This window comes from Streptomyces sp. NPDC040432 (assembly GCF_055595445.1).
Genome location: NZ_JBVIVP010000004.1, coordinates 248,261 through 272,058, shown reverse-complemented (window position 1 = coordinate 272,058; position 23,798 = coordinate 248,261). Strand labels below are relative to the sequence as shown.

At 71.8% G+C, this 23,798-nt stretch carries 21 protein-coding genes; 10 read left to right on the top strand and 11 right to left on the bottom strand.

Features of this window, described 5'->3' with window-relative positions; translation table 11 throughout:
- Positions 1-34 precede the first annotated feature (34 nt).
- Genes ACZ58N_RS11480 through ybaK form a run of 3 tightly spaced genes read left to right on the top strand, consistent with a single transcriptional unit; the run spans position 35 to position 2,901 of the window.
- Positions 35-1,612 (top strand): oxidoreductase, encoded by a 1,578-nt coding sequence (locus ACZ58N_RS11480; RefSeq protein ID WP_471158306.1) that lies wholly within the window; start codon positions 35-37, stop codon positions 1,610-1,612.
- A 34-nt stretch (positions 1,613-1,646) separates the two neighbouring features.
- Positions 1,647-2,387, top strand: coding sequence for an LON peptidase substrate-binding domain-containing protein (locus ACZ58N_RS11475; protein ID WP_471157898.1), 741 nt, complete (start codon positions 1,647-1,649; stop codon positions 2,385-2,387).
- Between the two features lie 16 nt (positions 2,388-2,403).
- Entirely contained in the window at positions 2,404-2,901 is a 498-nt protein-coding gene (gene ybaK, locus ACZ58N_RS11470; RefSeq protein ID WP_471157895.1) for a Cys-tRNA(Pro) deacylase, read from the top strand.
- A 68-nt stretch (positions 2,902-2,969) separates the two neighbouring features.
- On the opposite strand, the gene ACZ58N_RS11465 is transcribed toward ybaK, so the two are convergent.
- From ACZ58N_RS11465 to ACZ58N_RS11450, 4 genes are read right to left on the bottom strand one after another with little or no spacing between them, the layout of a single operon-like run.
- The gene (locus tag ACZ58N_RS11465) at positions 2,970-3,707 is read right to left on the bottom strand and encodes a hypothetical protein (protein WP_471157893.1); all 738 of its coding nucleotides are present in this window, start codon (positions 3,705-3,707) and stop codon (positions 2,970-2,972) included.
- Between the two features lie 34 nt (positions 3,708-3,741).
- Entirely contained in the window at positions 3,742-4,515 is a 774-nt protein-coding gene (locus ACZ58N_RS11460) for an ABC transporter permease (protein ID WP_471157891.1), read from the bottom strand.
- Complete coding sequence (locus tag ACZ58N_RS11455; RefSeq protein WP_471157889.1) at positions 4,512-5,549, bottom strand: ABC transporter ATP-binding protein; 1,038 nt, start codon at positions 5,547-5,549, stop codon at positions 4,512-4,514. The genes ACZ58N_RS11460 and ACZ58N_RS11455 overlap by 4 nt, the downstream gene beginning before the upstream one ends.
- A gap of 22 nt (positions 5,550-5,571) precedes the next feature.
- On the bottom strand, positions 5,572-6,879 hold the full coding sequence (locus ACZ58N_RS11450) for an NYN domain-containing protein (protein ID WP_471157887.1): 1,308 nt from the start codon (positions 6,877-6,879) through the stop codon (positions 5,572-5,574).
- A gap of 213 nt (positions 6,880-7,092) precedes the next feature.
- Between ACZ58N_RS11450 and ACZ58N_RS11445 the strand changes: the two genes are divergently transcribed.
- On the top strand, positions 7,093-7,260 hold the full coding sequence (locus ACZ58N_RS11445; protein WP_389708829.1) for a hypothetical protein: 168 nt from the start codon (positions 7,093-7,095) through the stop codon (positions 7,258-7,260).
- A 69-nt stretch (positions 7,261-7,329) separates the two neighbouring features.
- On the opposite strand, the gene dnaE is transcribed toward ACZ58N_RS11445, so the two are convergent.
- On the bottom strand, positions 7,330-10,872 hold the full coding sequence (gene dnaE / locus ACZ58N_RS11440) for a DNA polymerase III subunit alpha (protein ID WP_471157885.1): 3,543 nt from the start codon (positions 10,870-10,872) through the stop codon (positions 7,330-7,332).
- A 167-nt stretch (positions 10,873-11,039) separates the two neighbouring features.
- Here dnaE and ACZ58N_RS11435 point away from each other — a divergent pair, with 167 nt between their 5' ends.
- The 5 genes from ACZ58N_RS11435 to ACZ58N_RS11415 all read left to right on the top strand — a co-directional run bounded on the left by ACZ58N_RS11435 (position 11,040) and on the right by ACZ58N_RS11415 (position 16,922).
- On the top strand, positions 11,040-12,374 hold the full coding sequence (locus ACZ58N_RS11435) for a DUF2252 domain-containing protein (protein WP_471157883.1): 1,335 nt from the start codon (positions 11,040-11,042) through the stop codon (positions 12,372-12,374).
- A gap of 62 nt (positions 12,375-12,436) precedes the next feature.
- Positions 12,437-13,126, top strand: a complete 690-nt coding sequence (locus ACZ58N_RS11430) for a hypothetical protein (protein WP_471157881.1) — start codon at positions 12,437-12,439, stop codon at positions 13,124-13,126.
- 49 nt (positions 13,127-13,175) lie between these two features.
- Entirely contained in the window at positions 13,176-13,970 is a 795-nt protein-coding gene (locus ACZ58N_RS11425) for a DsbA family protein (protein WP_471157879.1), read from the top strand.
- Positions 13,971-14,078: 108 nt separating this feature from the next.
- The gene (locus ACZ58N_RS11420; protein WP_471157877.1) at positions 14,079-15,752 is read left to right on the top strand and encodes an alkaline phosphatase D family protein; all 1,674 of its coding nucleotides are present in this window, start codon (positions 14,079-14,081) and stop codon (positions 15,750-15,752) included.
- A 222-nt stretch (positions 15,753-15,974) separates the two neighbouring features.
- Positions 15,975-16,922, top strand: coding sequence for a zinc metalloprotease (locus tag ACZ58N_RS11415; RefSeq protein ID WP_471158304.1), 948 nt, complete (start codon positions 15,975-15,977; stop codon positions 16,920-16,922).
- 116 nt (positions 16,923-17,038) lie between these two features.
- Here the strand turns inward: ACZ58N_RS11415 and ACZ58N_RS11410 are convergent, their stop codons facing one another.
- Positions 17,039-17,617 carry a dienelactone hydrolase family protein gene (locus ACZ58N_RS11410; RefSeq protein WP_281205990.1) on the bottom strand — a complete coding sequence of 193 codons (579 nt, stop codon included), beginning with the start codon at positions 17,615-17,617 and terminating at the stop codon, positions 17,039-17,041.
- A gap of 48 nt (positions 17,618-17,665) precedes the next feature.
- Between ACZ58N_RS11410 and ACZ58N_RS11405 the strand changes: the two genes are divergently transcribed.
- Complete coding sequence (locus ACZ58N_RS11405; RefSeq protein WP_471158302.1) at positions 17,666-18,703, top strand: mechanosensitive ion channel family protein; 1,038 nt, start codon at positions 17,666-17,668, stop codon at positions 18,701-18,703.
- Positions 18,704-18,725: 22 nt separating this feature from the next.
- Here ACZ58N_RS11405 and ACZ58N_RS11400 read toward each other — a convergent pair whose 3' ends face one another.
- The 5 genes from ACZ58N_RS11400 to ACZ58N_RS11380 form a co-directional block, all read right to left on the bottom strand.
- A complete protein-coding gene (locus ACZ58N_RS11400) occupies positions 18,726-20,318 on the bottom strand; it encodes a Na+/H+ antiporter (protein ID WP_471157874.1) in 1,593 nt (530 codons plus the stop codon).
- Between the two features lie 306 nt (positions 20,319-20,624).
- The gene (locus tag ACZ58N_RS11395; RefSeq protein ID WP_471157872.1) at positions 20,625-21,101 is read right to left on the bottom strand and encodes a GNAT family N-acetyltransferase; all 477 of its coding nucleotides are present in this window, start codon (positions 21,099-21,101) and stop codon (positions 20,625-20,627) included.
- Positions 21,098-22,039 carry an RluA family pseudouridine synthase gene (locus ACZ58N_RS11390; RefSeq protein WP_281205993.1) on the bottom strand — a complete coding sequence of 314 codons (942 nt, stop codon included), beginning with the start codon at positions 22,037-22,039 and terminating at the stop codon, positions 21,098-21,100. Before ACZ58N_RS11390 ends, ACZ58N_RS11395 begins: the two co-directional genes overlap by 4 nt.
- A 52-nt stretch (positions 22,040-22,091) precedes the next feature.
- Complete coding sequence (gene lspA, locus ACZ58N_RS11385; RefSeq protein ID WP_389708843.1) at positions 22,092-22,658, bottom strand: signal peptidase II; 567 nt, start codon at positions 22,656-22,658, stop codon at positions 22,092-22,094.
- A gap of 243 nt (positions 22,659-22,901) precedes the next feature.
- Positions 22,902-23,687: a TraR/DksA family transcriptional regulator gene (locus ACZ58N_RS11380; protein ID WP_471157870.1), complete on the bottom strand. Its 786-nt coding sequence runs from the start codon at positions 23,685-23,687 to the stop codon at positions 22,902-22,904.
- Between the last annotated feature and the right edge of the window lie 111 nt (positions 23,688-23,798).

Genomic DNA, 23,798 nt, shown 5'->3' with positions numbered 1-23,798 from the left:
CACGTGACAGCGGGGGGCTGCCATGACCGAAGTGATGACGCAAGCGCCGCCGGGGGACCTGACCGACGCCGAGCGGCGGATGTGGGAGACCTTCCGCGCGGGCACGATCTGTGACTTCCGGGCCGCCGGGGAGGGGCCGACGGCGCCGCACGACGGGGCGCCGTGGGGTCCCGAGCGGTCGGTGCGGGCCGAGGTGGTGGCGCTGCTGCTGTTGGCCGGTCCCGAGCCGGTACCGGGCCGGGTGGGCTGCCTGAAGCTGCGCGGGGCGCGGATCACCGGGCGGCTGGATCTTTCGGGTGGCACGGTCGCCCCGTACGTCGAGATCCGCTCGTGCCGGTTCGCGGCGGACGTGCGGCTGTCCGAGGCACGCTGCGGGACGCTGCGGCTGCACAATTGCGCGTTGCCCCGGCTGGAGGCGGCCAGGCTGCACGCCGAGGGCGATCTGCATTTGGTGGATTGCCGGGTGGCGGGCGGGATCCGGTTGAAGGGCGCGCAGATAGGGACGGACCTGCTGATGAGTCGGGTGGTGGCGCGGGCCCCCGACCGGGGGCCGGCGATCTCGGCCGACGGGATCTCGATCGCGCAGGACTTCCACGCCGACATGCTCCGGGCGCACGGCGAGGTCAGCCTGCGCGGGGCGAAGGTCGGCGGCTCGATGAGCCTGCGCGGCGCGCGGCTGAGCGCCCGCGCCGGGCAGCGGGCCCTGAACGCGCCCACCCTCACCGTCGAGCGGACGCTGTACTTGACCTCCATCGCCCTCGCCGACCCGAGCGGCAACCGGGCCTACGGCGACGACTGGAGCCGCACCCCGACGAACGGCGGCCCCGGGCGGGCCTTCGAGTGCCGGGGCGCCCTGCGGCTGGACGACGGACGCTTCGGTGACTCCGTCGACTTCTACGGTGCCCGCTTCGAGCTCGCCGCCGATCAGGAGGTCTCGCTGCGGCGGATCCAGACACCGGAGTTCCGTTTCGTCGGGGAGGCGCCGGAGCGGGGTCGGGTCGTGGTGTCCGGCGCGAAGGTCGACAAGCTGGTCGACCGGCACACGAGCTGGCCGGGCCCGGGCCGGCTGTCCATGGAGGGCTTCGTCTACGCGAAGGTCGCACCCCGGGGCGACTTCACCCTCGCCCGGCGTCTGGCCTGGGTGGAGGCGGCGACCCCGGAGTACTCCCCCGAGCCGTACGAGCGGCTCGCGACGGTGCTGCGGGACGGCGGGGAGGACGCGGAGGCCCGCGAGGTGCTGCTGGCCAAGCAGCGCCGGCGGCGGGCCACCCTGTCGCCGGCGGCCCGGGCCTGGGGCCTGCTCCAGGACTGGACGGTGGTCTACGGCTACCGGCCGGGCCGGGCCGCGCTGTGGATGGCGCTGCTGTGGGCGGCGGGGACCCTGATGTTCCTCGGACACCGTCCGGAACCGGTCAAGGCGGACGAGCACCCGCACTGGAACGCCGCCCTGTACGCGCTGGACCTCCTGCTCCCGGTGATCAATCTCGGCCAGGAGGGCCACTGGAAGATGGCGGGCGGCTGGCAGTGGGCTTCGGCCGCCCTGGTCCTGCTGGGCTGGATCCTGGCCACGACGGTGGCGGCGGGCGCGTCACGGCTGCTGAGGCGGGGGTGACGGCTCCGGCCGTCCGGCCACTACCCTGTGCCTCGTGACCACCGTTCGCCTGCCCCTCTTCCCGCTGAACTCGGTTCTGTTCCCGGGCCTCGTGCTGCCGCTGAACATCTTCGAGGAGCGCTATCGCGCCATGATGCGCGAACTGCTGAAGTCGGGCGAGGACGAGCCGCGCCGCTTCGCGGTCGTCGCGATCCGCGACGGCCGGGAGGTGGCCGCGACCGCTCCCGGCCTCCCCGACCAGACGGCCGTGCCCGAGCGGGGCCCGGCGGCGGGCTTCGGCGCGGACCCGATCCAGGCCTTCCACCGGGTCGGCTGCGTCGCCGACGCGGCGACGATCCGGGAGCGCGAGGACGGCAGTTTCGAGGTCCTGGCCACCGGTACGACCCGGGTCCGGCTGCTGTCCGTCGACGCGTCGGGGCCCTTCCTCGTCGCGGAGCTGGAGGAGCTGCCGGAGGACGCGGGTGACGGTGCGGGCGCCCTGTCGGAGGGCGTGCTGCGGGCCTTCCGGAGCTACCAGAAGCGACTGGCCGGGGCCCGGGAGCGCTCGCTCGCCTCACCGCCCGACCTCCCGGACGAGCCGTCGGTGGTGTCGTACCTGGTGGCGGCCGCCGCCGTGCTGGACATCCCCGCGAAGCAGCGCCTGCTCCAGGCCCCGGACACCGCGACCCGGCTGGCGGAGGAGCTGAAGCTGCTCCGCTCGGAGACCGCCGTGATCCGCCACCTGCCGTCCCTCCCGGCGGTGGAACTCACCCGCACCCCGACGAGCCCGAACTGATCGAGAGCGCGCACTGATGGCCAAGAAGAAGCCGGCCGGTCCGGCGGGCACCCCGGCGATCGTCGCCCTCACGGCGGCGGGCGTGGAGTTCACGACCCACGCCTACGAGCACGATCCGGCCCACCCCTCGTACGGCGAGGAGGCCGCCGAGGCCCTGGGCGTCCCCGCGGAACGGGTCTTCAAGACCCTCGTCGCGGACGTGGACGGGGTCCTCACCGTGGCGGTGGTGCCCGTCTCGGGTTCCCTGGACCTGAAGGCGCTGGCCTCGGCGGCGGGCGGCAAGCGTGCCGCGATGGCGGATCCGGCCCTGGCGGAACGCACCACGGGCTACGTCCGGGGCGGGATCTCCCCGCTGGGGCAGCGCAAGCGACTGCGCACGGTCGTGGACACCTCAGCGACCGCGCACCCGACGGTGTGCGTCTCGGCGGGCCGCCGGGGCCTGGAGGTCGAGCTGTCCCCGGCCGACCTGACGGCGCTCACGGGCGCGGTGGTGGCCGCGATCGCCCGCTCCTAGGTCGTCTCCCGGGGCGCTGGACACCGCACATCGCGCTCGGCGCCGTCGCGCGACGGCGCCGGCCGGCGTCAGTCGCGCGGGGCGTCCTTCTTCAGGTCGACGTGGACGTGCGGCGGCGGGTACGTCTCCCACTCCCCCGCCGGGAGGGGCTCCCGCGGGGACCACAGGGCGGTCAGGCCCAGGTGCAGGGCGACGGCCGTCATGGGCCACACGAGCAGCACCCCGTGGGCCAGCAGTTGGAGCGGCGCGTCGAACGGCACGCCCTTGCCCGCCGCGGCGGCCGCCGCGGGGAGGTCCGCGCTCGGTCCGAGGAGCAGTCCCAGCCGCCATCCCACCAGCGAGGCGAAGCAGGCGCCGAGGGTCAGCCCGATCACGAGGGGCACTCCCCCGCGCCGGCGCCACAGGAAGACGGCGACCGCGCTCAGCACGCCGAAGCCGAGGGCCAGCAGGAAGAAGGTGCCGTCGGCACCGATCCGCGCCTCGCTCTCGGTGTCGCGCAGGAAGACGGCCTCGCCGTTGGAGACGTACTGCGCGCGGGGCGCGAGCCACGCCCACAGCAGGCCGAGGAGCACGCCGGCCACGCCGATCACCAGGGTGACGGCGGCGCCGTCCCGGACGTCCGCGGCGGTGATGCCCCCGCCGGGCTCGTCCGGGCCCGGCTCCTGCGGGTGGGTCTGCTCGGGGTTCGGCTGTTCGGGGTGCTGCTGCCCGGTGTGCTGCCGCCCGGTCCGGTCCGCGGGCTCCGCCGGGGGCGGGGACTGCGGCGGGTCGTGCGGGGACGGCGGCGGGGTCACGGCTTCGGTCACCCCCACATCGTGCCAGGTACGACCGGCACCGGCTTCAGCGGACCGCCGCCCGGCGGTACGCCCACGTCGCGACGGCCAGCGACAGCACGCCGACGGCGGCGCACACCCCGAGGTCGACGAGGACGGCCGCCCAGTCGGGGTGCGGGGCGAAGGTTTCCGCGAAGGCCTCGACGCCGTACGTCGAGGGCAGCAGGTCCCGCGCCCACACGATCAGGTCCGGCATCCGCTCGGGCGGCAGCACCCCGAGCAGCAGCGCGGCCGACATGCCCAGCTGCCCGGCCAGCGTGGCGAGCTCCTGGCGCGGCGCGAGCAGCCCGAGCGCCGCCCCGAGCCCGGCGAGCGCGGCCCCGGCCAGCGGGACCACCGCCGCCAGGATCCACAGGCCGCCCATCGGCAGCCCGAACAGCAGGCTCCCGAAGACGGCGGTGACCAGGGTGCCGGGCAGGGTGAAGGACGCGTACGCGGCGGCGGCGCCGAGCACCACCGAGGCGGGCGGCACGGGCAGGGTGGCGTAGTGGTCGAGGCCGCCACCGGCCCGCAGTTGCCCGAAGTACTGGGCGAGCAGGTTCAGCGCGACGAAGGCGACGACGAGCACCGAGGATCCGGCGACGACGGCCCGCGCCTCGGAGCCGCCGTCCACCACGCCGCGCATCAGGATCATGATGCCGACGGACTGGAAGGTGGCGACGAACAGCAGCGGGATCCGGGCGACGCGGGCCCGGGACAGTTGGGCCCGGTAGACGGCGGCGAGCGCCGGGAAGAACCGGGCGCGGGGTGCGAGCGTCCCGGGAACGACAGCGGTGGTCACGACTTGACCAGACCCTTCATCCGTCCACCCAGCGCGAGGTAGACGTCCTCCAGGCTCGGCGTGGCCAACGTGAAATCGTCGAGGGCGGCGAAGGCGGGGCCACCCGTCACCGCCGCCACCGCGGCGCGGGCCTCGTCCTGCGGCAGCCGCAGGACCCAGCGGCGGCCCGATTCGGCGGCGGCGGGGGCGAGCGCGGCGACCGCGGGCACTTCCAGGGGCGGGGCGGTTCGCCAGACCAGTTCGAGACGGACCTCGTCGGACACCATGGCCTTGAGTCCGGTCGGGGTGTCGCAGGCGATGACCTTGCCGTGGTCGATGACGGCGACCCGGTCGAGGACCGTCTCGGCCTCGATGACGTTGTGGGTGACGAGCAGGACCGTCGCACCGTGCCGGGCGCGGCGGCGGTCCACGGCCGCCCACACCGCCCGCCGGGCCACCGGGTCCATGCCGGTGGTGGGTTCGTCGAGGACCAGCAGCGTCCGCTCCCCCACCAGTGCGGTGGCGAAGCAGGCGAGGCGCCGCTGGCCGCCGGAGAGCTTCTTCAGGGGCCGGCCGGCGATCCCGGTCAGCCCGAGTTCCTCCAGTACCTCGTCCCGGGCGGCCCGCGCGTCGCGCAGGGCGAGCCCGCGCAGCCGGCCCGTGGTCTCGACGGCGAGGGCGACGGTGAGTTCGTCGAGGGCGGTGGACTCCTGCCCCAGGTAGGCGAGCAGTCGGGCCGCGCGTTCGGGGTGGCGCACGACGTCGTGGCCGAGCAGGGTCACGGAGCCGCTGTCGGGTCGCAGCAGGCCGGTGAGCTGACGGACCAGGGTGGACTTGCCGGCGCCGTTGGGGCCGAGCAGGCCGAACACCTCGCCGCGGCGGACGGTCAGGGAGATCCCGTCGGTGGCCCGGGTCTCGGGCAGTGCGGGGGCCCCTCGCCGGCCGCGGACCGCGGGGTAGGTCTTGACCAGGTCACGCACCGCGCAGACCACGTCGGAGGCCGCGTCCGCGGCTGCTGCCGCGGTGTGCCCTGCCTGTGCTGTGCCCGTACTCACGAGGGAGCAGCCTACGCGGCTTTCACCCCTGGTCGGCCGCCGGGGTGCTCGGGCCCGCGGGCAGCGGGGCGGTCGCGGCGCCCTGGGGACCGCTCACGTGCTCGGCCGCGGCCCGGACGTCGATCTCCCGCCAGAAGCCGGCCCGGATGGCGTACCGGTCGTGTTCGTCGATCTGGTCGTCCTTGTGCGCGAGCAGCCCGAAGCGGGCGGCGTAGCGCAGCAGCTCCCCGTCGATGCGGTGCGGGACGCGCGGGTACATGGTGGCGAGCTTCTGCAGGTGGACGGTCTCGGGGAGGCGTTCCATCCAGCGGCGGGCGAAGACCTGGCCCACCTCGAAGGGGTCGCCGCCGACGGTGGTGATGTCCTCCTCCCGGTCGGCCCAGCGCTGTTCGGCGCTGGTCAGCTGGGCGAGGGTGGGCAGGGAGGCGGTCTCGGCGGGCTCCCCGAGCGGGCCGGCCCGGTCGATCCATCCTTTGTCGGAGGACCAGCGCAGGGCGCTCCCGGCGGGCGCCGGCGCGTTCTGCGCGAGGTGTCCGGCGGGGCCCTGGGCCTGGCCGGGGGCGCGCAGCGAGGCGAGGTCCTTGGGGGTGGGGACGGTCTTGGCGCCCTCATTGGCGGGGGCCGGTACGGGGGTCCCGTTGGGGGTGGCGGCGGGGGCGGGCGGGGAGCCGTTGCGGGCGGCTTCGGCGAGGGCGGCCTCGGGCAGCGGCGCGGAGAGGATCGCGGCGATCTCGGGGCGCGGGGCCGGTGCGGGGGCGCACAGTCCGGTGAGGTCGCGGGCGCGGACGGCGCGGGTGATCCAGGCGCGGTCGAGGACGCGGCGTTCGTCGGCCTCCGCGACGAGGTCCTCGGACTGGTTGTAGTCGCCGTCGGCGGCCTGGACGGCCCACAGGTGGACGGCGACCCCGTGTTCCTTGGCGGACATCAGCCCGGGCAGCAGGTCGCCGTCGCCGGTCACGAGCACCACGTCGGAGCAGGCCCGGTTGCGGGCCAGTTCGGTGAGTTCGGCGTGCATGGCGGCGTCGACGCCTTTTTGCGCCCAGCGGCCGTCGCTGCGGGTCAGGGCCCCCAGCCGGACGGTGACGCGGGGCATGACGCGCAGCCGGCGGTGTTCGGGTTGGGGCACCCGATCGGGTGCGCCGTCGAACCAGTAGATGCGCAGCAGGGGTTGTTCGGTGTCGGCCTCGGCCCGCTCGCGCAGACCCTGGATGAGGGCGGTGTGGTCCACGGTGATGCGGGAGCGGGAGGGTTCCCCCGCGAGGAGGCTCGCGGCGGCGCCGAGCAGGTAGCCGGCGTCCACCAGGACGACGCAGCGGTCCACGCGTTCCACCCTCTTCCCTGGGGGTCCTCGATTGGGATTCCCCGAGTCTGCCCGACCGCGCGGGCGTTGAAGGCCGGAACTCGATCATCGGCGTGGCGGATCTCCCGGGGTGGTGGGGAAGGGGCGGCCGGCACGCACGGTAATGATCCAAAATGCGCGGGTTGTGGTGCTGTGTGAGTGTGAAGGCGGCCCTGGCCCCTACACCCCCCACGGAGGCATTCCATGGCCAAGAACAAGAACCAGAAGCAGCCCGCGAAGTCCCAGGAGCGCACCTCGGCGCAGGATCCGGGCAAGAGTTCGAGCCAGTCGCAGGGCGAGTCCCTCTCGCCGTCGCCGAGTCCGATGGACATGGCGCACAAGCGCAAGGAAAAGAAGTTCGGCCACAACTGACGGCCTCCGCGCGTACACGGAGGGGCGCACCCGGCTCGCGGGTGCGCCCCTCCGTACGTGTGCGGCGCCCTAACCGGCCAGGCAGGACGGCCCGAGGAGCACCTTGAGGTCGCCGAAGAGCGCCGGGTCGGGCTGGACGCGGTGCTTGTCGAGCCGGAGCACGGTGGTGCTGCGCGGCCCCTGGAGCTTGATCCGCACCTCGGTGTTGCCCCGGTGGTGGCGCAGGATCTCGCCGAGGCGGGTGACCATCGGCGGGGTGACCTTGACGGTGGGGATGGTGAGGACGACGGGGGCGTTGGTGCCGGCCGAGGTGAGGTCGGGGACCATCATCTCCATGGCGACCAGCCGGGGGACGTCCTCGCGCTTGTCCAGGCGGCCCTTGACGAAGACGACCGTGTCCTCGACCAGCTGGGTGGAGACGAGCTGATAGGTCGCGGGGAAGAACATGCATTCGATGGAGCCGGCGAGGTCCTCGACGGTGGCGATGGCCCAGGCGTTGCCCTGCTTGGTCATCTTGCGCTGGAGGCCGGAGATGATGCCGCCGATGGTGACGACCGCGCCGTCCGAGTGCTCACCGCCGGTCAGCTGGGAGATGCCGGCGTCCGTCTTGTCGGAGAGGACGTGCTCCAGGCCGAACAGCGGGTGGTCGGAGACGTAGAGGCCGAGCATCTCGCGCTCCTGGGCGAGCAGGTAGGACTTCTCCCATTCGATGTCGGAGAACTCCACGTCCAGCCCGAAGCCGGGCTCGTCGGCGCCGCCCTCGTCACCCATTGCGCCGAAGAGGTCGAACTGTCCCTCGGCCTCCTTGCGCTTGACGGCCACCACGTTGTCGATCATCGGTTCGTGGTGGGCGACGAGTCCCTTGCGGGTGTGGCCCATCTCGTCGTACGCGCCGGCCTTGATCAGCGATTCGACGGTCCGCTTGTTGCAGACGACGGCCTCGACCTTGTCCAGGAAGTCGGGGAAGGAGGAGAACTTCCCCTTGGCCTTCCTCGTCTTGATGATCGACTCGACGACGTTCTGGCCGACGTTGCGCACGGCGGTGAGGCCGAAGAGGATCACGTCGTCGCCCTGGGCGGCGAAGTTCGGCTCGGACTCGTTGACGTTCGGCGGGAGCACCTTGATGCCCATGCGGCGGCACTCGTTCAGGTAGATCGCGGACTTGTCCTTGTCGTCCTTGACCGAGGTGAGCAGGCCGGCCATGTACTCGGCCGGGAAATTCGCCTTGAGGTAGGCGGTCCAGTAGGACACCAGGCCGTAGGCGGCCGAGTGGGCCTTGTTGAAGGCGTAGCCGGCGAAGGGGACCAGGACGTCCCACAGGGCCTGGATGGCCTTGTCGTTGTAGCCGTTCTTCCGGGCGCCCTCCTGGAAGATCGTGAAGTTCTTCGCCAGTTCCTCGGGCTTCTTCTTGCCCATCACGCGGCGCAGGATGTCGGCCTCGCCGAGCGAGTACCCGGCGATGATCTGGGCGGCCTTCTGGACCTGCTCCTGGTAGACGATCAGGCCGTAGGTGACCGCGAGCACCTCTTCGAGGGGCTTCTCCAGGTCCGGGTGGATCGGGGTGATCTCCTGCTGCTTGTTCTTGCGCAGGGCGTAGTTCGTGTGCGAGTTCATGCCCATCGGGCCCGGCCGGTACAGGGCCGAGACGGCGGAGATGTCCTCGAAGTTGTCGGGCTTCATCAGGCGCAGCAGGGAGCGCATGGGGCCGCCGTCGAACTGGAAGACGCCGAGGGTGTCACCGCGGCCGAGCAGTTCGAAGGTCTTGGGGTCGTCGAGCGGCAGGCCCAGGAGATCGATGTCGATCCCCTTGTTGGCCTTCACCATCTTGACGGCGTCGTCCATGATCGTGAGGTTGCGCAGGCCGAGGAAGTCCATCTTCAGCAGGCCGAGCGATTCGCAGCTCGGGTAGTCCCACTGGGTGATGGTGACGCCGTCGGAGTGCCGCACCCAGACGGGCACGTGGTCGGTGATCGTCTCGCTGGACATGATCACGCCGGCGGCGTGCACGCCCATCTGGCGGACCAGGCCCTCGACGCCGCGGGCGGTGTCGATGACCTTCTTCACGTCGGGCTCGTTCTCGTACATCCCGCGGATCTCGCCGGCCTCGCCGTAGCGGGGGTGCGTCGGGTCGAGGATGCCGGAGAGCGGGATGCCCTTGCCGAGGACGTCGGCGGGCATGGCCTTGGTGAGCCGGTCGCCCATGGCGTACGGGTAGCCGAGGACGCGGGCGGAGTCCTTGATCGCGTTCTTGGCCTTGATGGTGCCGTAGGTACCGATCATGGCGACCTTGTCGGCGCCGTACTTGTCGGTCACGTACCGGATCACCTCGACGCGCCTGCGCTCGTCGAAGTCGATGTCGACATCGGGCATGGAGACGCGCTCGGGGTTGAGGAAGCGCTCGAAGATCAGGCCGTGGGTGAGGGGGTCGAGGTCGGTGATGCCCATGGCGTACGCGACGATCGAGCCGGCCGCGGAGCCGCGGCCGGGGCCGACCGCGATGCCCTGGTTCTTGGCCCACATGATGAAGTCGGCGACGACGAGGAAGTAGCCGGGGAAGCCCATCGAGATGATCGTGTCCATCTCGTACTCGGCCTGCTGCATCCGGTCCTCCGGAATGCCTCCGGGGTAGCGGCGGTGCATGCCGCGCATGGTTTCCTCGCGGAACCAGGTGACCTCGGTGAAGCCGTCCGGGATGTCGAACTTCGGCATCAGGTTCCGGAACTTGAACATGCCCTCGGTGTCGATCTGGTCCGCGACCAGCCGCGTGTTGGCGCAGCCCTCCTGCCAGGCGTCCGAGGAGTCGATGGCGTACATCTCGTCGGTGGACTTGAGGTAGTAGCCGGTGCCGTCGAACCGGAAGCGGTCCGGGTCGGAGAGGTTCTTGCCGGTCTGGATGCAGAGCAGGGCGTCGTGGGCGACCGACTCGCTCGCGTAGGTGTAGTGGGAGTCGTTCGTCACCAGCGGCGGGATGCCCAGCTTCTTGCCGATCTCCAGGAGCCCGTCACGGACCCGGCGCTCGATCTCGATGCCGTGGTCCATCAGCTCCAGGAAGTAGCGCCCCTCACCGAAGATGTCCTTGTAGTCGGAGGCGGCCTGCACCGCCTCGTCGAACTGGCCGAGCCGCAGCCTCGTCTGCACCTCGCCGGAGGGGCAGCCGGTCGAGGCGATCAGGCCCTCGGACCACTTGGAGATCGTCTCCTTGTCCATGCGCGGCCACTTCGTGAGCCAGCCCTCGGCGTACGCGTCGGAGGAAAGCCGGAAGATGTTGTGCAGGCCGGTGGCGTTCGATGCCCAGATCGTCTTGTGGGTGTAACCACCGGAACCGGAGACGTCGTCCCGCTTCTGGTGCGGCTGGCCCCACTGGACGCGCCGCTTGTTGCGGCGGGACTCGGGGGCGACGTACGCCTCGATGCCGATGATCGGCGTGATCCCGGCCTTCTGGGCGGTGTGGAAGAAGTCGTACGCCCCGTGCAGGTTGCCGTGGTCCGACATCGCGATGTGCGTCATGCCCATCTCGTTGCACGCGTTGAACATGTCCTTCAGCCGCGCGGCACCGTCCAGCAGCGAGTACTGGGTGTGGACGTGCAGGTGCGTGAACGGCGGCTTGGTCACAGTGGGAGTCCTCCGGCCGGGAGTGAGGGGGGCAGCCCCGAAGTCTACGTCGGGCGGGTGACAGATCGCGGGCACCGACGGGTACGGTCATCCGTTGCAGAGCCAAGGACGGTGTCCGGAAATCGACCGGCACCGTGATCCACCAGCACCACCAGGAGGCATCCGCCATGGCGGTTCCCGAGACGACCGACGAACAGCGCGCCGAACAGATACTCGATGTATTCGACACCGCGTTCGGTGAGCTGCTCGTCGCCGACCCCGCCGCTTTCCAGGTCAAGTTCCGGAAGATGGCCGCCTCCGCCTTCGCCTTCTACCGTGGCACGGCCTGCCTGTTCTACGCCGACCTGGAGCGGGACCGGCACGGTGGCCCCTTCCTCGACGAGCGGACGGGCCGGGTGTGGATCCACGGCGACCTGCACGCCGAGAACTTCGGCACGTACATGGACTCCGAAGGTCGCCTGATCTTCAACGTGAACGACTTCGACGAGGCGTACGTCGGCCCCTTCACCTGGGACCTCAAGCGGTTCGCCGCCTCCGTCGCCCTGATCGGCTACACCAAGGCCCTCAGCGACGAACAGATCAGCGAACTGGTGCGGACCTACGCCGCCTCCTACCGGGAGCGGATCCACCGGCTGGCCGTCCGGGGCGAGGCCCCCTACGAGGACGAGGTCCCCTCCTTCACCCTGGACAGCGCCGAGGGCCCGCTGCTGGCGGCGCTGCGCGCGGCCCGCTCGCGCACCCGGTTCTCCCTGCTGGACTCGATGACGGAGATCCGCGACCACGAGCGCCGCTTCACGGCGGGCGGCGGGGCGATCGAGCTGGACGCGGCGACCAGGTACAAGGTGCTGGCCGCTTTCGACGGATACCTGGAGACCCTCCCGGAGGAGTCCCTGGTCCGGCCGGATTCGTACCGGGTCAAGGACGTGGTCGGCCGCCGGGGCGTCGGCATCGGCTCGGCGGGCCTGCCCTCGTACAACATCCTGCTGGAGGGGCACAGCGACGCCCTGGAGAACGACGTCGTGATCTACCTCAAGCAGGCGCAGACCCCCGCCGTGTCCCGGCACATCACCGACCGGGCGGTGCGGGAGTACTTCCTGCACGAGGGACACCGCACGGTGATCTCCCAGCGGGCCCTCCAGGCCCACGCGGACCCGTGGCTCGGCTGGACCGAGCTGGACGGCGCCGGGCAGCTGGTGGCGGAGGTCTCCCCGTACGCGGTGGACCTGGACTGGTCCGACCTGGACGACCCGGAGGAGATCGCGGCGGTCGTCGCCGACCTCGGTCGGGCGACGGCCACCATGCACGCGGCGGCCGACGAGGCGGAGAGCGGCCAGTCCCTGGTCCCGTTCTCCACCGAGCGCGCCATCGACGCGGCCATCTCGGCCGACGAGGAGGGCTTCACCCGGCTGCTGGTCGAGTTCGCCCACGCCTACGGGGCCCGGGCGCGCGCCGACCACCAGATCTTCGTCGACCTGTTCCGCAACGGCCGGATCACGTCGTAGGTCCCCACGGGGTCCCGGCCCCAGGGCCCGGGTTCACAGGGAGTCATGGCACACTCGCGACGATGGACGTATCAGGGACGGGATTCCGAGGGCTGAGGGCCGCGCTGTTCAGCGCGCTCGTCGTGCTGCTCTCGGCGGGGTCCCACGTGCTGATGTCCCGGGTGCCGCTGCCGCCCGCCCTGGTGGCCGGGGCCTTCGTCGGTGTGTTCTTCATCGCCTTCGCGCTGGCGGGCCGCGAGCGGGGCTTCGGTCCGATCGCGGCCCTGCTGGTGCCGTTGGAGCTGGCGGCCGACACCGTCTTCACCGCCGGACAGCACCTCTGCTACGGCCCGGCGGGCGGTCCGGTCTCCGGCCCGCTGCGCGCGATGGGCCTGGACGAGCTGTGCGGCGGGACCCCGGTGGGCGGACCGCTCGCCGAGGTCTCCGGACCCGCCTCCGACCCGGCGGCGCTGCTGGCCGCCCCCGGGCCGTGGACGCCCTGGCTGCTGCTGGGCGCGCACGTCACGGTCGGCCTGCTCGCCGCGGCCTGGCTGCGGGGCGGCGAGCGGTCGCTGGCCCGCCTGCTGCGCGCCGTCGCCGCCTTCGCGTTCCGGCCGCTGCTGCTCGCGGTGGCCGCGGTGTCGGTGGCCACCGGGGCGGCCCGGCGGGCGCTGCGCCCGGCGGTCGCCCGCGCGGGCAGCCGTACGCGGTTCCCCGCGCATTCCGTGGGACGGCGGGGACCTCCCGTACGCGCGGCGCTCACGAGCGCCTGACGCACGTACGGCGGTTCCCCATCCACACGCACATCCCACGGAGATCATCATGAGTTCACGCAACAGCCAGGCGAACAAGGCGGCGGCCCGCGAGAAGCTGCGGATCGAGCGCGAGAAGCAGGCCAAGAAGGACCGCGCGCGCCGGCAGCTGATCGTCGCCGGAGCGGTCGTCGGTGTCCTCGCGCTGGCCGGCGGCGTCGGTTACGCGGTCGTGCAGGCCAACCAGCCCGGTTACTGGGACAAGGCGGCCGACGCCGCCCTGGTGAAGCCGAAGAACACCACCGGCGAGGACGGCACCACGGTCGTCATCGGCAAGGCCGAGGCGAAGAAGACCCTGGAGCTGTACGAGGACTCGCGCTGCCCGGCGTGCGCCTCGTTCGAGCAGGCGGTCGGCGAGCAGGTCAAGAAGGACGTCGACGCGGGCAAGTACAAGCTGCAGTACTTCGGCGCCACCTTCATCGACAACGCGGTCAAGGGCGAGGGCTCGAAGAACGCGCTGAGCGCCCTCGGCGCCGCGCTGAACGTCAGCCCGCAGGCCTTCCTCGACTACAAGGGCGCGCTCTACTCGAAGGAGCTGCACCCGGAGGAGACCGTCGACAGCTTCGCCGAGGACGACTACCTGCTCAAGGTCGCGGACACGGTCCCCGCGCTCAAGGGCAACGCCGAGTTCAAGAAGGCCGTCGAGGACGGTACGTACGACCGGTGGGCGCTGGAGATGTCGAAGGTCTTCAACAACTCCGACGTCAAGGGCACCCCGACGCTGAAGATGGACGGCAAGAAGATCGAGACCCCGCAGACCGCCGAGGCGTTCACGGCGGCCCTCGACAAGGCCATCGCCGGCTGATCCACCGTCACACCACCGCACACGGGCGGGCGAACTCCTGGAGTTCGCCCGCCCGTTGCCGTTCCATGTCTGTTCCCAGGCATGTACCGATCAGTAATATCCTTGTCCGTGACCAGTCATCTCATCCCTTCCGCCGGCTCCGCCGAGCGCCCGGCCCACCCGCGCCGCCGCACGGTCGTCCTGGCCGCCGCGGCCACCGCCGCACTCGCGCCGCTCACCGCCCTGGGTGCCCCGGCCGCCCACGCCGCGGGGGCCGCACCCGCCTTCGCCCACGGCGTCGCCTCCGGCGACCCGCTGCCCGACGGGGTCCTGCTGTGGACCCGGGTCACCCCGACCCCGGAGGCCGTACCCGGCTCCGGGCTCGGCCCGGCCACAGCCGTGGGCTGGGAGGTGGCCGAGGACAAGGCCTTCTCCCGAGTGGTGGCCACCGGCACCGTCACCGCGAGCGCCGCCTCCGACCACACGGTCAAGGTCGACGTGCGCGGACTGCGCCCCCACACGCCGTACTGGTACCGGTTCACCGCCGGCGCCGGGGTCTCCCCCGTCGGCCGCACCCTGACCGCGCCGGCCGTCGACACCACGACGGCGGGGGTGCGCTTCGGCGTGGTCTCCTGCGCCAACTGGGAGGCCGGCTACTTCGCGGCGTACCGGCACCTCGCCGCCCGCGCCGACCTGGACGCGATCCTGCACCTGGGCGACTACATCTACGAGTACGCGAACGGAGGCTACCCGGAGGCGAAGTACACCGTCCGCCCGCACGAGCCGCGGCACGAGATCGTGACCCTGGCCGACTACCGCACCCGGCACGGCACGTACAAGACGGACTCCGACCTCCAGGCGCTGCACGCGGCGCACGCGATCGTCGCGATCTGGGACGACCACGAGTTCGCCAACGACGCGTGGTCGGGGGGCGCCGAGAACCACACCCCGGGCGCCGAGGGCGACTGGGCGGCCCGCGCGGCGGCCGCCAAGCAGGCGTACTTCGAGTGGATGCCCGTGCGCACGTCCGTCGCCGGCACCGTCTACCGGCGCCTGCGCTTCGGCACCCTCGCCGACCTGCACCTCCTCGACCTGCGCTCGTTCCGCTCGCAGCAGGTCAAGGTGGGCTCCGGATCGGTGGACGACCCGGAGCGCACCCTCACCGGACGGGCGCAGTTGGACTGGCTGAAGCAGGGACTGGCGGGCTCGAACGCGACCTGGAAGCTGGTCGGGACCTCGGTGATGATCTCGCCGGTGGCGTTCGGCGCGCTGCCCGCGCACCTGCTGCAACCGCTCACGAAGCTGCTCGGCCTGCCCGAGGGCGGCATCGCGGCCAACGTCGACCAGTGGGACGGCTACACGGACGACCGAAAGGAACTCCTGAACCACTTGAAGGACCGGAACATCAAGAACACCGTGTTCCTGACCGGCGACATCCACATGGCGTGGGCGAACGAGGTCCCGGTGCACAAGGCGACCTACCCCGGCTCGGGCAGCGCGGCGACCGAGTTCGTGGTGACCTCGGTGACCTCCGACAACGTGGACGACATCCTCCACGTGCCGGCGGACACGGCGTCGCTCGTCGCCGAATCGGCCATCAAGGCCGCGAACTGGCACGTGAAGTGGCTGGACATGGACTCCCACGGCTACGGGGTCCTGGACGTCACGGCCGAGCGTTCGCAGATGGACTACTACATGGTCTCGGACAAGCGCCGACCGGACGCGACCTCCGCCTGGGCCCGCTCGTACCGCACGCGGAACGGCACGCAGAAGGTGGAGCGGGTGTACGGTCCCAGTCACTGACGAACCGTCAATCCTGTTGCAAAAAGGGGCGTTTGGTTAACACCGAGCGCCCCTTCGGCATCAGGAACGACAAATCTTTGCACGTCTGGATCTTGACCTGAATATGTCATGCACACATAAGCTTCGCGCCAGTCGGAGAGATCCTCCGGCCAACACCCCCCACCGCGAGGAGCTCACGTGCGCGCTTCTGCCCGCATATCCCCCCTTCTCCGCCGCCGCCTGATGACCACGGCGGTCCTGGCCGGAACCCTGGCCTTCACCCCGCTCGCCGCACCCACCACGCTCGCCGCCGCCAGGACCCCCGCCGAGGCGTGCGCCGAGGACGGTACGACCGGGGCGCCCGCCGACGCCCGCGTCGCCCGCCCCAAGGACGAGCACGCGGCCGACCCCAACGAGGTCACGGACGCCCAGGTCAAGGCGATGGACGCCGACCTGAAGAAGAGACTCGGCCAACTCGGCCCGCAGCAGCTCGACGGCCTGCGCGCCGGCGCGGCAGCCGCGACGACCATCCCGGTCTACTTCCACGTCATCCACAACGGCACGGCCGGGAAGCTGACCTCGACCGACATCAACAAGCAGATGGCGGTCCTCAACGCCGCGTACGGCGGCCAGGGCACCGGCAACGTCAACTCCGGCTTCCAGTTCACCCTGGCCGGCACGGACTACACCAACAACGCCGGCTGGTACAACGTCTCCGACGGCACCACCGCCGAGAAGAACATGAAGAACGCCCTGCGCAAGGGCGGCAAGAACGCGCTCAACGTCTACACCGCCAACCTCGGCGGCGGCCTCCTCGGCTGGGCGACCTTCCCGAGCTCCTACGCCTCCCAGCCCAAGATGGACGGCGTGGTCCTGCTCAACAGCTCGCTGCCCGGCGGCTCCTCGGCCAACTACAACGAGGGCGACACCGGCACCCACGAGGTCGGCCACTGGCTCGGGCTCTACCACACCTTCCAGGGAGGCTGCTCGGGCAGCGGCGACTCCGTCTCCGACACCCCGGCCGAGAAGACCGCGGCCTACGAGTGCCCGACGGGCCGTGACACCTGCACCGCGAGCGGCGCGGACCCGATCCACAACTTCATGGACTACACGTACGACTCCTGCATGTACCAGTTCACCGCGGGCCAGGTGTCCCGGATGAAGAGCATGTGGACGGCCTACCGGGCCTGATCAGGACCCGGTCGCACGACCGCGGGCACGGTCCGGCGCACGTCACCGGACCGTGCCCGTCCGCGTGTCCCGGCAGGGACTTCGGGCAGGTACTCGGGGCCGGGGCCCCGAGCCGCCTACAGGGTGTCGAGGAAGCCGAGCGACACCTTCCAGGCCTCCTCCGCCGCCTCGGCGTCGTAGTCGTCGAGGTCCGGGTCCGTGAACAGGTGCCCGGCGCCGGGGTAGGTGTGCACCTCCACGTCCGCGCCGGCCCGCCGCATCCGCAGGTACCACGCGGTCAGCCAGTCGTGCGGCTCGAACGGGTCCGGGTCGGCGATGTGCAACTGAACCGGCAGCTCGTCCGCCGAGGCGTCCTCCGCCAGGTCCGCCGTCCCGTGCAGGAGCAGCAGCCCCCGCGCCTTGTCGTCGGCCAGCGCCAGGTGCTGGGCGACGGAACCGCCGAAGGAGAAGCCCGCGTAGACCAGGCCCTGGTCCGAGTGCGGGGCCGCGGCCAGCACCGCCCGCTTGAGCAGCTCGTCCCGGCCGATCTCCTCCTGATGGGCGATGCCTTCCTCGACCGTCGCGAACGTGCGGCCCTCGAACAGGTCGGGCACCTCGACCCGGTGTCCGGCCGCCCGCAGCCGGTCGGCCGCCGCGTGCACCGCGGGCCTCAGCCCGTACGTCGAATGGAAGAGCATGATGTTCATGTCTCCCATCGTGCCAGTTTCCCGGCGGGTTCCCCGGATACGTTCTCCGGCATGGATATGGAGAACGTCCTGCGTCCCCTCCTCGTCGTCGGAATCGCCCTGGCGCTCGCCCTGCTCGCCGGGTGGCTGCTCGACCTGCTGCTGCGCAAGGCGGACGCCCGGCATCCGGAAACCCCGCTGTGGGGACTGCTGCGCCGCTGCGGCCTGCCGTTCCGGCTGGTCCTGGGCACGGCCCTGCTGCGCGGTAGCTACCGGGAGGCCGGCGTCCTGCCCGACCACACCGTCGGCGTGGGCCGCGCGCTGACGCTGGTGATGATCGCCTCGACGGCCTGGCTGCTCGTGGGCATCGCGACGGCGATCGTCGACGCCTCGTACGCGCGCTACGCCTCGGGCGCCCCGGACGACGCCCGGGTCCGCCGGGTCCGCACCCAGGTCACGCTGATCCAACGGGTGGTCACGGCGGTGGTCGTGGTGGTCGCCTTCGCCGCCATGCTGCTGACCTTCCCCCCGATGCGCACCCTCGGCGCCTCGATGCTGGCCTCGGCCGGTGTGCTCGGCATCGTCGCGGGCATCGCCGCCCAGGCGGCGCTCGGCAACCTCTTCGCCGGACTCCAGATCGCCTTCGGCGACACCGTCCGCATCGGGGACACCGTGGTCGTGGACAAGGAGTGGGGCAAGGTCGAGGAGATCACCCTGACCTTCCTCGTGGTCCGCACCTGGGACGAGCGCCGGATCACGATGCCGGTCTCCTACTTCACCAGCAAGCCGTACGAGAACTGGTCGCGCGGCGGCGCGGAGATGACCGGCACCGTCTTCTGGCACCTGGACCACTCGGCGCCCGTCGCCCTGATGCGCGAACGGCTCGCGGTCATCCTCAAGGACGTGCCGGAATGGGACGGCCGCTCCTGCGGCCTGGTCGTCACCGACACCACGCCGCACACCATCCAGGTCCGCGCGACGGCCACCGCGAAGGACGCCGACGACATCTGGACGGTGCGCTGCGCGGTGCGGGAGCGGATGATCGGCTGGCTGACCGAACACCACCCGTACGCCCTCCCCCGCGTCACGACCGCGGAGGCCGCCCCCCGCCGGTAGCGGGCCCCGGTCCCGGCCGGCCCTACGGGCTGCGCAGGCTGCGCACGTCGAGGTGGCGCAGGACCCGGTCCACGATCTCCGGATCGGAGCCGGGTTCGCTGCGCGCGGCCAGGACCTCGTGGCGGGCGGCGGACATCATCTCCCGCTGGATCCGCTGGACGTGCCGAATGCGTTCCACCCGCTGGGCGTAGGCCTCGCGGCGTTCCTCGTCGACCATGTCGGGGCTGATCCTGGCCCCGACGTCGTAGGCCCGCCGGTACAGCGTCTCCATCAGGTCGTCGGGCAGGTCCTCGACCTCCTCGATCTCCTTCAGGCGCCGCTTGGCGGCCTTCGCGGCGCGGATCGCCAGTTGCCGTTCCGTCTCCCGCTCGGCGTCCACGTCCGCCTCCACGCCCAGCCGGCGCACCAGCCACGGCAGGGTCAGGCCCTGACAGACCAGGGTCACCATGATCACCGCGAAGGCGATGAACACGATCTCGTCGCGTCCCGGGAAGGGTTCGCCGGCCTCGGTGCGCAGCGGGATGGCGAGGGCCAGGGCCACGGAGGCCACCCCCCGCATCCCGGCCCACCACATGACCACGCTCTCCCGCCGGCTGACCGGGATCTCCTCGTCGTAGTCGCGCCGCCGGTGCAGTTTCCGCGCCAGCCAACCGGCCGGCAGCAGCCAGAGCAGTCGTACGCCGACGACGACCGCGATCACCACGCTCGCCCAGCCGGCCATCTCCCAGGCACGGCCCTTGGCGACCCCGAAGACGTTGTGCAGTTCCAGGCCGATCAACCCGAACGCCACCCCGGTGACCAGCGTGTCCACGACTTCCCAGAACGTGTGCCCGGCGAGGCGCCCCAGCACGTCGTCGGCGTCCGAGGCGTATTCGGCGAGGAACAGCGCCGTCGTCAGCACGGCCAGGACGCCCGAGCCCCGCATCTCCTCCGCCACGACGTACGAGACGAAGGGCACCAGCAGTGTCAGGCCGATCTGGAGCGTGGCGTCGTCGAGCCGACCCATGAGCCGCTGGGTGGCCCAGCCGAGCGCCAGCCCCACGGCGACGGCGACCACTGCGGACAGCACGAACTCCCCGAGGGCCTCGGGCCAGGAGAAACTGCCGCTCACCGCCGCGGCGACGGCCACGTGGTAGAGCACGATGGCGGTGACGTCGTTGAACAGCCCTTCGCCCTCCAGGATGGACACCATCCGGCGCGGCAGCCCGAGCGACCCGGCGACGGCGGTGGCGGCGACCGGGTCGGGCGGGGCGACCAGCGCCCCGAGCGCTACCGCGGCGGCGATCGGCAGGCCGGGGATGACGGCGTTCGCCACGGCGGCGACGGCGGCGGTGGTCACGAACACCAGGGCCACGGCCAGCAGCAGGATCGGCCGGACGTTCGCGGCGAACTGCCGCCAGGAAGTCCGCTGCACCGACGCGTACAGCAGCGGCGGCAGCACCAGGGGCAGGATGTAGTCGGGCGGGATGTCCACGTTCGGCACGGCCGGCACCAGGGCGAGCACGATGCCGCCCAGGGTCATCAGGACCGGCGCGGGCAGCCCGAGCCGATCCCCGAGCGGAACGGTGACGACGGCTCCGAGCAACAGTACGAACAACAGGGCGAGCTGATCCACTCCCCCACCCTGCCGGCCCACCCCGCCGACCGGAGCAGCCACAACCCGTGTCGCCCCCGGGCGTACACGCGGCCTACGACCGCACATCCGGCCTGCGGGCGTACATCTCGCCCCCGCAGGCGCGCATCCCGCCCCCGGAGTACATCCCGGCCCCTCCCACCCCTCCAGCCCCGCCGGCGTTTGAGGCGCGGGGGTCCGGGGGCGGCGCCCCCGGCAACGGCGCCGCACGCCCCGAAGGGACACGGCGCGAGGCCCTCAGAGGGGGCCAGGGACCAGGGGATCAGGGGATCAGCATCCCTCCCCGACTCACCGCCCGGCCAGGGCCCTCCGCATGGAGCGGTGCGGAATGTCCGCGTCGAGGAACTCCGGCCCGTAGGCCACGTACCCGAGCCGCTCGTAGAAGCCGAGCGCATGCGTCTGCGCGCCGAGATCGACGGCGGCCAGCCCGATCCGCACGGCCTCCGCCTCGATCGCGCGAACCAGGGCCACCCCGACGCCGAGCCCGCGCGCGGACTTGGTGACGGCCAGCCGTCCGAGGGAGCCGACTTCCGGGGAGCCGGTCTTGCCCAGGGCCTCGGGCCCGTACAGCAGCCGGCCGGTACCGAGCGGCTCGCCGTCCGCCCCGGTGGCCAGCACGTGCAGGGCGATCGCGTCGTACGCGTCGTACTCGATGGACTCGGGCACGGACTGCTCGACGACGAACACCTCGGTCCGCACGGCGTAGCAGGCCGCCAGGTCGGCTTCCGAGGACGCGACGCGGACGGTGACGGCGGGGACCGTCACTGGCTCTCGGCCCGGATCACGTCGAGGGCGTGCCGGAGGTCGGCCGGGTAGCCGCTCTCGAATTCCACCCACTGGCCGTCGGAGGGGTGCTCGAAGCCGAGGCGGACCGCGTGCAGCCACTGCCGGGTCAGCCCCAGCCGCTTGGCGACGGTCGGGTCGGCGCCGTAGGTCAGGTCGCCGACGCAGGGGTGGCGGTGCGCGGACATGTGCACGCGGATCTGGTGCGTGCGCCCGGTCTCCAGCTTGATGTCCAGCAGCGACGCCGCGCGGAAGGCCTCGATGAGGTCGTAGTGGGTGACGGAGGGCTTGCCCTCCTGCGTCACGGCCCACTTGTAGTCGGCGTTCGGGTGGCGGCCGATGGGGGCGTCGATCGTGCCGCTCATCGGGTCCGGGTGGCCCTGCACCAGCGCGTGGTAGCGCTTGTCCACGACGCGCTCGCGGAACTGGTTCTTGAGCGAGGTGTAGGCGCGCTCGGACTTGGCGACGGCCATCAGGCCGGAGGTGCCCACGTCGAGGCGGTGCACGATGCCCTGGCGCTCGGCGGCGCCGGAGGTGGAGATCCGGTAGCCGGCGGCGGCGAGGCCGCCGATGACGGTGGTGCCCGTCCAGCCGGGGCTCGGGTGGGCGGCGACGCCCACCGGCTTCATGATGACCACGATGTCGTCGTCGTCGTGGACGATCTCCATGCCGGGAACGGGCTCGGCGACGAGCTCGACCGGACGCGGGGGTGCGGGCATCTCGACTTCGAGCCAGGCACCGCCGTGCACCCGCTCGGACTTCCCGACGACACTGCCGTCGACCGACACCTTCCCCTCGGACGCCAGTTCGGCCGCCTTCGTCCGGGAAAATCCGAACATACGGGCGATGGCGGCGTCCACGCGCTCGCCTTCGAGGCCATCGGGAACGGGCAGGGTGCGGATCTCGGGAATCGTACTCACCTGTCGAGTATGCCGGACTCGACGGACGGCGATTCCCGCGAGCGCCCCGTGATCAGTCCTTGTGGACGGTGCCGTCCGGGTCCAGGCCCTTGAACGAGAGCAGGACGATCAGGATGCCGCCGCACACGATCGCCGAGTCGGCGAGGTTGAAGACGGCGAAGTGCGTGGGGGCGATGAAGTCGACGACCGCGCCGCGGAACACGCCCGGCGAGCGGAAGATGCGGTCGGTGAGGTTGCCGAGCGCGCCGCCCAGCAGCAGACCCAGCGCGATCGCCCACGGCAGGCTGTAGAGCTTGCGCGCCAGCCGCACGATCACGACGATCACACCTGCCGCGATGCAGGTGAAGATGATCGTGAAGGCCTCGCCGAAGCCGAAGGCCGCTCCGGGGTTGCGGACCGCCTCGAACCTCAGCAGGTCGCCGATGATCTCGATCGGCGGCTGGTGCTCCAGCTTCGCCACGACCACCATCTTGCTGCCGAGGTCGAGAAGGTAGGCCAGCAGCGCCACGACGAGCAGCGCGACGATCCGCCGGTGCCCCTTGGGCGCGTCCGGCTCCGCCTGCGGCTCGGCGCCGTCCCCGATCTCCGGCGTACCGATGATGCGCTCCGCCTCTGCCACGTGAGTCCCTCGAACTAGCGCGAACCAGGTGACCGGCGCACGGCGCCGGATGCCTGGACCCTGACTGGTACACGAGAGTACGTCAGGGTGTGCGCGGGTGCCCCGGCCCGGGCCTCCTCGCGCGCCGGCGGGCCGTCCGCGACCCGGCCCGACACGACCCGCCCCGTGAACGCGGGACGCCGCCCCGGGCCGGCCCCGTCCGGACCGGACCGCATTGCCCCGGTCCGCACCGGCCCGGAGCGGCTAGTGGCGCCGCTCCTGCTTCTGCTTGCAGTCCACGCACAGCGTGGCCCGCGGGAAGGCCTGCATCCGCGCCTTGCCGATCGGCTGCCCGCAGTTCTCGCAGAGCCCGTAGGTGCCCGCCTCCAGGCGTTCCAGGGCCCGCTCGGTCTGCTCCAGCATCGAGCTGGCGTTCGCCGCGAGGGCGAGCTCGGACTCCCGGGTGATGTTCTTGGTGCCGGTGTCGGCCTGGTCGTCGCCCGCGCCGTCGCCCGAGTCCCGCATCAGGCCGGTGATCGCCACCTCGGAGGCCTCCAGCTCGGCCCGCAGCCGCAGCACCTCGGACAGCAGTTCCGTGCGGGCCTCCTCGACCTCCTCGGTGGTCCAGGGGTCCTCACCGGGGCGCACGGCGAGCTCCCCGGGCGCCAGGGGCGCGGCGGCGTGCGCCTTGGGGAGCCCGCTGGTGGCGGCAGTGGCCGTCTTCCTGGCCGTACCCGCAGTCTTCTTGGCAACCACTTTCCGAGCTCCCGTCTTCTGCGCGGCCGGGGCCGCCCCCTCGGCCGCGGCCGCCTTGGCCGTGGCCTTGCTCGTGGTGCGCTTCGCCGCCGGGGACCCGGCGGACCGGGCCTTCGCCGCCTTGGCGGTCTTGGCGGGCTCGGCGGGTTCCGCCGTCGCCGACTTCTTCGCCGCCGACTTCTTCGCCGGGGCCTTCTTCGCGGTCGCCTTCTTGGCCGGAGCGGCCCGCTCGGTGGCAGGCGTGGAGCCTGGCACAGCAGCCACCTCCTGCGTCGCCGTCTTCTTCGCCACCATGGCCGCGGCCCCTTTTCACATACTGTGATCTTGTTTGTGAATCGTGCCGGAACGATAAATCGGCTCCGACCCCACGGCAACGGGGCACGCGTCCGTCGAGGTCAACCTGCA